Raw genomic sequence first — 13,061 nt, forward strand, 5'->3', positions numbered from 1 at the left:
TCACATTAATATTGATTATTGGCATTATAAATGGCTTCCGCCTTTAAGAAAACTTCTTCGATCGAATTAACTTGATAATATTGCTTCAATGAATATGGATCACTATAGGCAATAATACTACCACCAAGTAAAAGGGCGACTTCGTCCACCAGCTCTGCCTCATCCATGACGTGAGTCGTGACCATGATCGTCTTACCCTGATTACGCAGATTCTTTAGCTCGTTCCATATGCTTCGACGAAGTGCGGGATCAACACCAACAGTCGGCTCGTCTAATATCAGTACATCATTATTACCCAACAAGGCAATTGCCAAAGAAAGACGACGCTTCATACCACCAGAATAGCCGCTAACACGCTTGTCCAGATCAGGTATCAGGTCCACTACTTGCGCCACATGATTGATCTGCATTGCTGCACTACGTTTGTTCAATCCTTTCATATCTGAATAGAATTGGAGGTTCTCACGTCCACTCAGTGACTCATACAGAGCATCTGACTGTGCCATATAGCCAATCCTACTCAGCAACTCACGATTGGGCATGGTTTTACCGAAAACAGTCGTACGGCCTGAATCTGCTAATTCCATACCAAGAATAACTTTGATAACTGTCGACTTACCAGCACCAGATGGTCCAATCAATCCGACAATTTGTCCAGGATATATCTGCATATTGACATGATTGAGCACCGTCTGCTTACCAAAACTCTTTACGACATTATTTAAAGCAATTACACTCATATTATTCATATATAAGTCTCCTCAAATTTGGTGAGTGAGTATTCACTAACTTAATAAATAAATTTTACTTCATGTTCATAAGGAAGTAAATAAAAAAACTCCAACATTAATTGAAGTTTTAAATCAACTCTAAATCTTTACAGGCATTCAAAATCCCATCATCATAAACACCAGTTGTCACGTAGTCAGCAACCTTCAAAACATCTGGATTGCCATCACCCATAGCTACCGAAAATCCAACCTTATCGAACATCGGTAAATCATTGACCTCATCACCAAAAGCAATTGTTTCCTCTGCTTTGATATCCATGCTCGTCAGTATTTCTTGAATACCAATAGCTTTACTTGATTGATTCATAGTTACGTCATAGACATTACGAGCAACTTTCAACATTTTAATTCCATCTACCGGAATAGTCTCTGGTACATCGTCATCATTCATAACGATCAATTGAATAATATTATCAGGGATAATTCCGTCAGGAATTTTCTCTAATTCCATGGAACCATCACCAATAAAATGTGAGCTTTCATAAATGTATAATTTCTCAACTGTTTCAAAACAAAACTCAATTTGGTTATCCATGAAATAATTTACCACTGCCGTTAGATGTGCTTCATCAAACGTATCATGTGCAATCGTCTGATGATCAAAGACAACATAGCGACCGTTATTAGCAATAAAACTATCAACATCTAGGTCAGCTAAAATGTCCTTGATCATTCCGTAGTTTCTTCCAGTGGCTATGACTGGCTCAATCCCAGCTCGACGCAATTGCTTTATTGCAACCTTAGCGGATTCTGGAATTCGACTCAAAATGGTATTATCCTCTGATGTCTTATGACCCGCTAACGTGCCGTCAATATCAAAAAAAGCTATTTTATATTGATTCATACTTCTGTACATCCCTCTCTAATTGCAACAAATCTGACTTCATAGCTAACCCACCGCGATAACCACCTAATGTGCCGTTTTTAGCAAGCACACGATGACATGGAATAACTAACGGCACTGGATTCCTGCCGATTGCTGTTCCGACGGCGCGCACCGCCTTAGGTCGATTGATTGCATTGGCTATCTTCGAATAATTGGATACAGCTCCATAAGGTATCTTGCTACAGCTTGCCACACAGATTCTTGAAACTTCGTACCCGATATATCTATCTTTAAATCAAATTTGGTCCTTTTACCCTGTAAGTACTCCATGACTTCATTCGCATATTCCTGAGTACGCATTTTATCTTCAACAAAATCGGCTTTGGGGTAAAAAACTGACATATCAGATAACGTCTCATCCCTCAATCCGACATACGCTAATCCCTTATCAGTTACCGCAATAATATATTTATGGTTTCTAAACTCAATTATTTGATAATAAAGTTCTTTCATAATTAACACCTACTTTTGTATATCCCTAGTATATGCTACAATTCACTTAAAAATCTTGCTCTCAAATTATTAGGAAGTCAAAAAATGAAAAAATATCCTCTAACAGAATATCGTTGGCAACAGATAATCCATAATGACGTTCACAGTGACTTCTACTATGGTGTAACAACTACGAAGATCTTCTGTAAGCCATCCTGTCATTCACGTGAGCCCTTGAAGAATAACGTGTTGATTTTCAAGGAAACCAACGAGGCAATTAGCGCTGGCTTTCGTCCCTGTAAAAGGTGTCAGCCGACTGGTTCAGTCACCAACACTGATTGGGTAGCAGAAATAAAAGCTTATTTGAACAATAACTACCAACAGAAGTTGACTCTCTCAACCATTGCGGCTGAATGTCACGGTAGTCCATTCAATCTACAAAGAACTTTTAAAGCTGAGAGTGGCTTGACACCCCGACAATACCTAACAGACCTGCGTTTGAATAAATCAAAAAAGTTATTACGAACAACCGATCTATCTATCAAATCAATCGCGTTAAGAGTCGGCTTTTCTAGTGATACTTATTTTATAACTGTTTTTAGAAGGCAATTTATGCAAACGCCAGACAGTTTTCGCTTACAAAAGTTATGATACTATAATCAATTGTCAAAATATATGGATATATTATTCAAAAAATAATATCATATATTTAAGTTAACGTTTTCACTAAGGAGGAGCACATGATTGGATTCTCTTTTTACCTGGACCAAACATTAGATGATGAAACTTTACGATACTTCAAGAGTATGAAAAATTACGGTTTTTCAGAAGTATTCACATCGGCTCACATCCCTGAAAAAGATCCACAAAAATATCTTCAAGCTTTCGATAAATTGATTACAACCGTTAATAGTTTAAACTTAAAATTGGTTATCAATATTGATAAGCCGTCATTACACATACTCCATAACAGATTGAACGATGCTGACATCGTCTTACGTCTTGACGATAGCTTCTCGTGTGATGATATCGTTGCACTAAGTAAGCAGACGACTGTTGCACTCAATGCTGGCACAATTGATGATGCTGATATTACTGAATTGAAGAAGTCGGATATTGACTTTCACACACTAGAAGCCTGGTATAACTATTATCCTCATCCCGATACTGGACTCGACCTCACCTGGCTCGCACAGAAGAATCGCTGGTTACATAAGCTGGGATTCAAGACTCAAGCTTTCGTTGCCGGCAACAAGCCATATCGAGGTCCTTTAATGGAGGGGCTGCCGACATTGGAACGTCATCGACGCACCAGTCCATTTATCTCGGCCGTTGAGTTAGATAAGCTAAATACTGACGGTATCGTCATTGGTGATTCATATCTCAACATTGACTTGAGAAAATCATTTAACGCTTATTTCATTGACGGGTACATACCACTGCACATATCCGATATTAAAATCGGTACACCGAGTTACTTATTCACAAAGGTATTTCACAACCGCAAAGATCCGGCTCGTGATGTGATTCGTTTGACTGAGAGCCGAGAAATGAACCATCGTAACATTGGTCCCACTAATAATATCGAGCGCGTCTTCGGATCCGTAACAATTGATAATCGTAATTACGGTAATTATATGGGCGAAATTCAAATCGTCTGCCGACACCTGCCTGCCAGTCAAAACGTTAATGTACTTGGTACGATCATTAAAAGTGATCTGAAATTACTATCATATATCGATTCTGGTTCAGCATTCAAAATCACCAGGATCCATAATCAATTTTGAAAGGAAGAGATTTTACATGGGACTTTTTTCTCATAAAAAAATCGAAACTATCGTTGCCCCCGTATGCGGTCAATTGATAAATCTTGAGAAAGTAAGTGATCCTGTCTTCGCCAAAAAAATGATGGGTGACGGTCTAGCCATCATCCCTGATGGCAGCACTATCGTATCTCCAGTTAACGGCATTGTCGTCACTATCTTCCCCACCAAGCATGCCATCATGCTTAAAAGTAAGCACGGACTTGAAATCATGCTGCACTTAGGAATCGATACCGTTGAACTAAACGGTGGACCATTCACCATGCCGTCCGAGAAGGTACCAAAGTCACCGCTGGCCAAAAGTTAGCCGAAATGGATCTAAAAAAGATCAAAGCTGCTGGCAAAGATGATACAGTAATGGTTATTATTACTGATACAAACGAAATTAAAAACAAGATAAGCTACACTGAAAGAAACATAACTACTGGCGATCCAGTCTTTGATATTGAATTATAAAAACGATCATTCATTTTTATGAATGATTTTTTTAATACACCAGAATACGATTGTATCAACATTTACGGTATAATTATACTAATATAAAGGAGGTTTCATATGTCAAAAATCCCATACTTGACTGGCTTTAATGCTACTTAAAAACTCGTCATATTTCACCACGAGCTCACACTGAATATATGAACTCTCTGAATGACTTTTTTTCTTACACGATTCAACACAATGATGAATACAAGATCACCGAGGATATCAAAGATGTTCACGAGATGGACGTTCGTAACTTCAAGAACTTTATGCTGGAGAACTTGCACCTCAGTCCCAGTACGATAAATAAGGTCATCAGTAATTTGAATGTCTACTTCAAATATCTCTTCAGTTTAAAGAGAACGCCAGAGATACCCACACTTAACATAAATAGTGTCGTTGTTCCCAAACAAAGCGACTTCCCGATAGAGGTATTCCAAAATCTTCCGAAATATTTGAATTCAGATCTCAGCATCTATACCCGTTTACTAATTCTAATAATCTCCAAAGGATTCAATTACAAAGAAGCAATGGAACCAGATTTTTACCGAACTTTTAATGACTTAAAATTTTCAACTTTGGAACAGAAGTTTATCGAAAGCTATCAAGCTTTATGATGCCATTAAGATCACAGTGGAACAATCAGAATTTGTTCCTCAGCCGCAATAAAGGTGCCAATTCACCCTTGTTGACAGTTCCTGCTCTACATCGTGATCTCAAACGTGACAGTGAAAGCACAGGTTTGGACTTAGCTCCCAAAAAACTCTACACGACCTTCATCTTGATGGCTTTGAGCACCAAAGATTTATCTGAAGATCAAGAACGTGCCCTTGATGCACTTGAAACTGCATCCCTTTTGTATTATCGTCGTTTAAAACGTGAATTGAACTTCATGAATGATTAAATAGAAAGCGTGACTTATTTGAAAAATATTGCTGTATACTGTGGTGCTGCCACAGGTAATGATCCCATCTATATTACTGCCGCCAAAAACTTGGCACATTGGATAACTCAAAACAATTATGGATTGACCTATGGAGCGGACGCTTTGGTTTAATGGGTGTTCTCGCCGAAACAGTTTTATCTGACGATGGCTACGTCCATGGAATTATCACTGAGAGCCTGGCATCACGTAATTTGTCACAGACTGATCTATCTAAACTAGATATCGTCGACAGCATGGATGCTAGAAAGCGAGCCATGTTAGATAATTCGATTGCCAGCATCGCCCTACCTGGTGGTCCCGGCACACTAGAGGAAATCTCTGAAGCTTACTCATGGACTAGAATTGGTGATAATAATAATCCTTGCATCTTCTACAATGTAAATCATTACTACGATGCACTCGAAACATTCTTTGATACGATGACTGAAAATGAATTCTTAACAAAAACTGATCGTGATAAATTACTATTTAGTGACTCACTAGATGAAATCAAAGAATTCATCGACACATATACACCACCAAAGTTGCGCTCATTTAAAAATGCTAAATAATAAGTTTCCTAAAGCCATCACTTGGCTTTAGGATTTTTTATTATCTTTAGTGGACAAAAGCCACTAGTTAGAATATAATGGCTTTTGTCCACTAAAGGAGATGCAACATGTTAAATAAAAACGAAATTGGTTTAATTAGAAAATTCAATCGTCAATATACAAATACATTAGGACTACTAAATAAGCGCGTCTTTAATACTGAACTCAGTTTTCCCGAAGCTCGCGTACTGATGTCCATTACAGATGGATCAACACCAATGAATATTGCTAAAAGGTTAAACCTAGATGCTAGTTACACTAGCCGCATCATCAAGAAATTAACCAAATTAAATTATATCGAAAAATCTGCTTCAGCTACCGATGCTAGATCCAAAGATATTTCATTAACAAATAATGGTAAAAAATTACTAGCAAAAATCGATACTGATTCAGATATTCAAATTCAAAATTTAATTGAAAGCTTGTCCACTGAAAAACAATCAGAGTTATACCAAGCCTTTGAAACAATCAATAATATTTTATTCGAAACCGATGGTGAGTAATATGTGGCACGTAAAAAGATTCAATGAATTGAGCGCACAGGAATTGTATGACTTAATGTATCTAAGAGTTAAGACTTTTGTTGTCGAACAAAACCGTGTTTACCAAGAAGTAGACGAAAATGACCTCCATGCAATTCACATCTTCAGATATGAAGACAAAAAGATAGTTGCCTATGCACGAATTTTTGAAGAAAATGGCCACATCACCTTCGGTCGAGTCGTCGCTGACAAGAATCATCGTGGAACTGGCTTAGGGGCAAAGCTAGTCGAAGAGATCATCAAAGTTATTAATGAAAATCATCCTCATCAAGAAATAGTCATTGAAGCGCAGACTTATGTTGAAGATTTCTATAAAAAGTTCGATTTTCATAGTGTCGGCGAACCATTTCTCTTCAATCACACCCCTCACATAAAAATGATTAGGAATTAATATAAAAAAATAAATACTCATTTCAAGACTTTTATCTTTTACTATTTAGCAAAAGGTACTATATTAACGGTGTCAGATAGAGGTAGCTAAGTACCTTCTACCTGATGGATATTTCCTTAGATTATCATTTTAATTGATTGTGGTTTCCCACTAATGAATATTAAATATGATACCCCTCCCAATTTTAAAATTAAATATACGATAAATTTAAAATACGATATAGATCAACTAAAAAATTCCATCAATTCCCTGATACGAAAACACGCCAGATTTTAATCTGACGTGTTTTTTATTACTATTTTTGTGCATCAATCACTGCTTGTCTAGCTGGTATTGAGGGAAACGCTCCTAATTTTTGAACAGTTAACGATGACGCTCTACTTGCATAAGTAACTGCATCAAACAAATTAGAAAAATCCGTTTCTAACACTGATGCCAAGGCACCGATGAAGGTATCCCCAGCCGCGGTGGTATCAACTGCATCGACTTTGAATGCCGGTACTATTTTACCGGTACCGTTGAGCGACACATATGATCCATGTTCACCAATCGTGATGATGACATTCTTGATACCAAATCTTTCGTAATATCTAGCTGAATCTTCCATCGATTGTTCATCCGTGATCTTAATTCCAGTGATCAATTCACTTTCAGTCTCATTTGGTACGATCAAGTCTGTCAGTGATAAGAGATCAGCTGGTATTTCATCATTTGCGGGTGCTGGATTCAGAATCGTCTTCTTCCCTGCCTGGTGAGCGAACTGAAAGGCGATGATTCCTGTGTCCATTGGTGTTTCAAATTCTGAAATAACAAAATCACTTGTCTGAATGGTCTCCATTGCATTTTGGATGTCAGTTTGGTTTAGTTCAAAATTAGCTCCAGCTTGAACGATAATTGAGTTTTGCCCAGATTCTTGAAGGAGGATATAGGCTTGACCGGTATTACTACCTGTGACTGTTCTAATGTTGTCAGTATTGATCCTGTTATCGTTCAATTGTTTGAGCATGAACTCACCGTTGCTATCATCACCAACACATCCGATGAAATAAGTTTCGGCATCTGATCTAGCTGCGGAAACAGCTTGATTAGCACCTTTTCCACCTGCAGCTTTAGAGAATGATTGCATCCCTATGGTTTCACCCGGCTGCGGTAATTGTTTTATATGTAGAATACTATCAACATTGATACTGCCAACTACAGTTACTTTATTCATAATAATAGATCTCCCTTACTGATAATTAAAAGGTGACTGGCTATTATTTATTCAAGCTTTCTGTAGTAACAAGTTTCAATGGTGATTCAATGCTCTTCTTAACTGTCTTACCATTGAAGTGATCATATGCAGCTTGAAGAGCCAATCTACCCATTTCTTCTGGTTGTTGGGCAACTGTAGCGGCCATCTTACCTGATTTAACAGCTTTAATACCATCATCTTCACCGTCAAATCCAACTATTGTTACTTCCTTACCCGCAGCCTTAACAGCTTGGACTGCACCAAGAGCCATTTCGTCATTTTGTGAGAAGATACCAACGATGTCGCTGTTACCTTGAAGAATATTTTCTGTTGTACTTAGACCCTTAGCACGATCGAATCCAGCAGTTTGTTTTGCGACAATATCTAATTTATCTTTAGCAGCATTGTCAAAACCTTTACCACGTTCACGTGTTGCTGAAGCTCCTGGGATACCTTGTAATTCCGCAATCTTAGCATCATTACCTAGCTTGTCGATCATGAATTTAGCAGCCATTTGACCACCCTTTGTTGAATTTGAAGCAACTAATGAAAGAACCTTACCACCATCAGCTGAACGGTCAACTGTAATAACTGGAATTCCTGCATCATTAGCATCTTTAACAGCAGGTGTGATAGCACTTGAATCAACTGGGTTGATGATCAAAACATCAACCTTCTTAGTAATTAAATCTTCAATATCATTGTTTTGTTTGGCTGTGTCGTTTTGTGCATCTGAGATTTGTACCTTAGTACTCTTCTTGTCAGCCAAACCTTGAATACCTTTTTTAACTGAAACGAAGAATGGATTTGATTGTGTTGAGAGTGAAACCCCAACTTTCAAATCTTTAGGACTCTTTTTCTCGACTTTGGAATTACCTGAATCTCCAGAGTCTAGTCCTGACTTACCACATGCGGCAAGTGCAAAAATTGCGATAAATGTAACACTAATAAGTGCAATGATACGTTTCAAAGATTTATTCATTGTATTTAATCCCCTTAAGATTATTATTTGTCGTTAGATTTGCGATCTAATAATACAGCGATAATAATTACGATACCTTTGACGATTTGTTGATAAAAACTAGAAATACCTAATAAATTCATACCGTTGTTCAATGTTCCGATGATCAAAGCACCGATCAAGGTACCGAAGATACGACCTTTACCACCTGCAAGACTCGTACCTCCCAATACAACCGCAGCGATAGCATCCATTTCGTAAGATGTACCGGCATCCGGTTGTGCCGAACTCAAACGTGATGTCAAAATAATTCCGGCAATGGCGGCCATCAAACCTGAGATCGTGTAGATCCAAATTGTGACCATCTTAGTCTTAACACCAGCGATGAATGCAGCATTCTCATTACCACCAAGTGCATAGGTCTTACGACCGAAGGTTGTCTTGTGTAGTAACAGATATAGTACTAGATAGACGATTGCCATAATGAAGATTGGGAATGGGATACCGAGAAGATAACCTCTACCCATGAATTGGAACAAGAAGCTATCGTTCATCTTAGCCCCAGTGATCGGATTACCATTAGTGAACACGTAGGTGGCACCACGGAAAATTGTCATGGTAGCCAATGTAGCAATAAATGGAGCTGCCTTACCATAGGCGATCAATAGTCCATTGACGAATCCAAGTAGTGAGCCCAATGCAATTCCGGCTAACAGCGCGATCACAGGTGAGATTCCTGCCGACAGTAATGTGGCGGTAACTGCTCCTGTCAAAGCTAAAATAGAACCAACCGACAAATCAATTCCACCAGTCAAAATTACGAACGTCATCCCAAATGCAATAACGGCATTAATGGAAACTTGACGCAACAAGTTCAATAAGTTGTTAGGCTGAATGAATCCTGGACTCAGCACTGTTACCAAAATCACTAAGACGATCAGTGCTAGCAGTGGACCCATCTTCCCAACAAATTTTTTAAAATCAAATCCTTTTGCTTTTTCAGCCTCAACTGACTTAGTTTGCTCTTGCATTATCTGCCCCTCCTGTCGCCAATGTCATTACTGATTCCTGAGTGGCACCTTTTGTGTCTACAATCCCCGAAATCTTTCCTTCATAAACGACTGCAATCTTATCGCTCATACCAAGGACCTCTGGCAAATCACTCGAGATCATGATAATAGCAACATTCCTATCAGTTAGTTCGTTCATCAAATCATATATTTCTCTCTTTGCTCCGACATCAACTCCTCTTGTTGGTTCGTCTAAGATCAAGATCCTTGATCCAGATCCGACCCACTTCGCTAAGACAACCTTTTGTTGATTACCACCACTCAAGCTGCCGGCAGTAACTTGCTCATTCATAGCTTTAACTGTCAGCCGCTTCATCAGCAGATTAGCAAAATCATCGACCGACTTATCATCGATCAAGCCATGCTTGACGAAGCCATTGATTGAAGGTAAGGCAATGTTGTCTCGTAGTGAATCGGCTAAGATCAATCCCTCATCCTTGCGATTCTCAGTCAAGAAACCAATTCGATGTTTAATAGCTGACTCAGGATCCTTGATCTTGACCTTCTTGCCATCGAGATATATTTCTCCGGAATTATAATGATCGATACCGAATATCGCACGCATAATCTCCGTACGTCCGGCACCCATCAATCCCGAGAAGGCAAGAATCTCTCCCTCATGCACATCAAAACTTACATCTTCAAAAACACCTTTTTCCGTAAGGTTCTTAACTGACAATATTGTTTTACCAAAATGAGGATCTCTATCCGGATAGAAGTCACCGATCTCACGACCAACCATATCTCGGACTAGCTGTTTCATATCAACATCCTTGGTCATATATTCATTGACCGAAATACCATCACGCATGACGGTGACCTTATCAGCAATTTTGAATATTTCTTCCATTCGATGAGAAATATAAATGAAACCTACACCTTGCTTCTTGAGTTCATTCACGACACCGAATAACTGTTCAATCTCATTTTCTGTCAAGGCAGCAGTCGGTTCATCCATGATGATGATCTTGGCATCGGTCATAATCGACTTGGCAATTTCAATCAATTGTTGGCGACCAACGCTTAAAGTACCGATAGGCTTATCAACGTCGATATTCGTACCCAATTTACTAAGATATTCACGTGCCTGCTTGCGCATCTTATCTTCATTGATCATGCCGAACTTATTCTTGATTTCTTTGTTCAAGAACATATTATCGACAACTGACATTTCCAAGAAGTTATTCATTTCCTGATGGATGAAACTAATACCATGTTGTTCCGCATCTAGTGGACCTGAATAACTAGTTGGTTGTCCATCAACTAATATTTCTCCACCATCATCACCGTATAACCCCGTCAGAATATTCATGAGCGTCGACTTACCAGCACCGTTCTCACCCATCAGGGCATGTACTTCTCCGGATTCAACGGCAAAATCAACACCCTCGAGAACTTTGTTAGCACCGAAGGCTTTGGAGATATTTTTCATCTCGATCTTCATTTTTTCACCCCCTCAGGTTTAAAATGTGACACCACTTTCTAGAATGATATTCGAATATGGAGTTACTTCGCCAGTTCTAATGAATGCCTTGTTAGTTGCTAGCCGCTTCTTCATTTCGTCATGTGGAACGAACTCGACTGGAACATCAATAGCTGCTTGAATATTTTTAAGTTGTTCTGGATTTTGGGATTTAATTTCTTCGGCTAAATAGATTTTTTGAACTTCAAGTTCAGTTAAAACATTCTTCAGAACGTCAATGAATTTTGGTAAGCCTTTTTCAACCGCCAGATCAATCTTCTTTGTACCAGCTGGAACTGGCATGCCAGCATCTCCAATTGATAAAGTATCAAAATGTCCCATGTCAGCGATAACTGCAGAAATTTGACTATTTAATACAGTTCCTTTTTTCATTTTCACATCTCCAATTTTTTTGTTGAATCCCGTATTTTTAATTTCACATCTAAAATCACCGATTGGTGTTCAGCAGTTGGATCAGTCATTTTACCGACTAACATTTGAACTGCCTGCTCACCGATCTTATCGATTGGCTGTTCAACTGTCGTTAGACGTGGTGTTAAGTAATTTGTTAAATTGATATTATCGAAACCAACGACTGAATAGTCGTCGGGAATACTTTTGTGATGTGCTGATAATCCTCGATAAATGCCGATGGCAACATCATCATTAATCGCAATTATCGCTGTCGCATCGGTCTCAACGATTCTTTCAACTGCATCGACACCGCCGCTAGGATCAAAATTCGACTGAAAAACTAAATCTAATGGAACCGCAACATGATGAAGTTTAAAAGCTAATTTATATCCATCAAATCTGTGTTTTAAATTTAATGTCAATCCAAACGGCAAAACAATAGCAATCCGTGTGTGACCCAGATCCAAAAGGTGACTTGCTATAAGCTCACCAGCCTTTAATTCATCAATCAATACCATGTCGTAATTACCACTCAAGTCAGCCTGGTCTGTCAGGACCATCGGCAAACTGTTCGAAATTGCCAGTTTATCGACGATTTCCTGCGAGGCACCCGGTGCCGCCAAAATCAGTCCTTTTTGAGTTCCGGAAATAAATTGCTCAATAAAATAATCAATATTCTCATGGAATCCATTAACACTAAACACCTGAGGAAATATTCCTTTTGGGATTGCAGCATTCTCTACACTTAGAACTAAACTGGCAAAGAAGGGATTCATGATATTGGGTATCACGATGCCGATCGAATTACTACGCTGTCCAACCAAACCACGAGCATAAAAATTAGGATGATAGTTCAGAACTCGTTGAGCTTCTTGCACTTTGCGAATTGTTTCATCACTGAATCTGTCACCCTTACCATTCAAAATCTGTGAAACTGCTGTAACTGATATGCCTACGTACTGTGCAACATCACGAATCGTTGTACTCTTACTTGCCCCATTCAATTCATCCCTCCTAATTGAGTAAAACGTTTTACCGC

Annotated in this window: 16 protein-coding genes and 2 pseudogenes; 8 read left to right on the plus strand and 10 right to left on the minus strand. The window is 38.7% G+C overall.

The window, feature by feature from the left end; translation table 11 throughout:
* Nucleotides 1-5: 5 nt before the first annotated feature.
* The 4 genes from JCM14932_RS07265 to JCM14932_RS17120 form a co-directional block, all read right to left on the minus strand.
* Nucleotides 6-740, minus strand: coding sequence for an ABC transporter ATP-binding protein (locus JCM14932_RS07265; RefSeq protein ID WP_025024301.1), 735 nt, complete (start codon nt 738-740; stop codon nt 6-8).
* Nucleotides 741-858: 118 nt separating this feature from the next.
* Nucleotides 859-1,635, minus strand: coding sequence for a Cof-type HAD-IIB family hydrolase (locus tag JCM14932_RS07270; protein ID WP_025024302.1), 777 nt, complete (start codon nt 1,633-1,635; stop codon nt 859-861).
* Nucleotides 1,622-1,870, minus strand: a complete 249-nt coding sequence (locus tag JCM14932_RS17115) for a methylated-DNA--[protein]-cysteine S-methyltransferase (protein WP_162149788.1) — start codon at nt 1,868-1,870, stop codon at nt 1,622-1,624. Before JCM14932_RS17115 ends, JCM14932_RS07270 begins: the two co-directional genes overlap by 14 nt.
* Complete coding sequence (locus tag JCM14932_RS17120; protein ID WP_051528086.1) at nt 1,816-2,130, minus strand: methylated-DNA--[protein]-cysteine S-methyltransferase; 315 nt, start codon at nt 2,128-2,130, stop codon at nt 1,816-1,818. Before JCM14932_RS17120 ends, JCM14932_RS17115 begins: the two co-directional genes overlap by 55 nt.
* Nucleotides 2,131-2,214: 84 nt before the next feature.
* Here JCM14932_RS17120 and JCM14932_RS07280 point away from each other — a divergent pair, with 84 nt between their 5' ends.
* The 8 genes and pseudogenes from JCM14932_RS07280 to JCM14932_RS07310 all read left to right on the plus strand — a co-directional run bounded on the left by JCM14932_RS07280 (nt 2,215) and on the right by JCM14932_RS07310 (nt 6,881).
* On the plus strand, nt 2,215-2,760 hold the full coding sequence (locus JCM14932_RS07280; RefSeq protein ID WP_025024303.1) for a bifunctional transcriptional activator/DNA repair enzyme AdaA: 546 nt from the start codon (nt 2,215-2,217) through the stop codon (nt 2,758-2,760).
* Between the two features lie 89 nt (nt 2,761-2,849).
* Nucleotides 2,850-3,896 carry a MupG family TIM beta-alpha barrel fold protein gene (locus tag JCM14932_RS07285; RefSeq protein ID WP_025024304.1) on the plus strand — a complete coding sequence of 349 codons (1,047 nt, stop codon included), beginning with the start codon at nt 2,850-2,852 and terminating at the stop codon, nt 3,894-3,896.
* Nucleotides 3,897-3,912: 16 nt separating this feature from the next.
* Nucleotides 3,913-4,388: pseudogene (locus tag JCM14932_RS14910) on the plus strand (PTS sugar transporter subunit IIA).
* A gap of 179 nt (nt 4,389-4,567) precedes the next feature.
* Entirely contained in the window at nt 4,568-5,029 is a 462-nt protein-coding gene (locus tag JCM14932_RS17125) for a site-specific integrase (protein ID WP_235700556.1), read from the plus strand.
* A complete protein-coding gene (locus tag JCM14932_RS17130) occupies nt 5,026-5,316 on the plus strand; it encodes a hypothetical protein (protein WP_235700557.1) in 291 nt (96 codons plus the stop codon). The genes JCM14932_RS17125 and JCM14932_RS17130 overlap by 4 nt, the downstream gene beginning before the upstream one ends.
* 18 nt (nt 5,317-5,334) lie before the next feature.
* Nucleotides 5,335-5,909 (plus strand): annotated as a pseudogene (locus JCM14932_RS14920) (LOG family protein).
* Between the two features lie 107 nt (nt 5,910-6,016).
* Complete coding sequence (locus JCM14932_RS07305; protein ID WP_025024305.1) at nt 6,017-6,451, plus strand: MarR family winged helix-turn-helix transcriptional regulator; 435 nt, start codon at nt 6,017-6,019, stop codon at nt 6,449-6,451.
* Nucleotide 6,452: 1 nt separating this feature from the next.
* Nucleotides 6,453-6,881 (plus strand): GNAT family N-acetyltransferase, encoded by a 429-nt coding sequence (locus JCM14932_RS07310; RefSeq protein ID WP_025024306.1) that lies wholly within the window; start codon nt 6,453-6,455, stop codon nt 6,879-6,881.
* A gap of 295 nt (nt 6,882-7,176) precedes the next feature.
* On the opposite strand, the gene rbsK is transcribed toward JCM14932_RS07310, so the two are convergent.
* Genes rbsK through JCM14932_RS07340 form a run of 6 tightly spaced genes read right to left on the minus strand, consistent with a single transcriptional unit; the run spans nt 7,177 to nt 13,026 of the window.
* A complete protein-coding gene (gene rbsK / locus JCM14932_RS07315) occupies nt 7,177-8,097 on the minus strand; it encodes a ribokinase (RefSeq protein WP_025024307.1) in 921 nt (306 codons plus the stop codon).
* A gap of 40 nt (nt 8,098-8,137) precedes the next feature.
* Nucleotides 8,138-9,097, minus strand: a complete 960-nt coding sequence (locus JCM14932_RS07320; protein WP_025024308.1) for a D-ribose ABC transporter substrate-binding protein — start codon at nt 9,095-9,097, stop codon at nt 8,138-8,140.
* A 23-nt stretch (nt 9,098-9,120) separates the two neighbouring features.
* Nucleotides 9,121-10,107, minus strand: coding sequence for an ABC transporter permease subunit (locus tag JCM14932_RS07325; RefSeq protein WP_025024309.1), 987 nt, complete (start codon nt 10,105-10,107; stop codon nt 9,121-9,123).
* On the minus strand, nt 10,091-11,590 hold the full coding sequence (locus tag JCM14932_RS07330; RefSeq protein ID WP_025024310.1) for a sugar ABC transporter ATP-binding protein: 1,500 nt from the start codon (nt 11,588-11,590) through the stop codon (nt 10,091-10,093). Before JCM14932_RS07330 ends, JCM14932_RS07325 begins: the two co-directional genes overlap by 17 nt.
* An 18-nt stretch (nt 11,591-11,608) precedes the next feature.
* Nucleotides 11,609-12,001 (minus strand): D-ribose pyranase, encoded by a 393-nt coding sequence (rbsD, locus tag JCM14932_RS07335; protein ID WP_025024311.1) that lies wholly within the window; start codon nt 11,999-12,001, stop codon nt 11,609-11,611.
* A 2-nt stretch (nt 12,002-12,003) separates the two neighbouring features.
* Complete coding sequence (locus JCM14932_RS07340) at nt 12,004-13,026, minus strand: LacI family DNA-binding transcriptional regulator (protein ID WP_025024312.1); 1,023 nt, start codon at nt 13,024-13,026, stop codon at nt 12,004-12,006.
* Nucleotides 13,027-13,061 lie beyond the last annotated feature (35 nt).

This window comes from Companilactobacillus nodensis DSM 19682 = JCM 14932 = NBRC 107160 (genome assembly GCF_000615905.1).
GTDB classification, from domain to species: domain Bacteria; phylum Bacillota; class Bacilli; order Lactobacillales; family Lactobacillaceae; genus Companilactobacillus; species Companilactobacillus nodensis.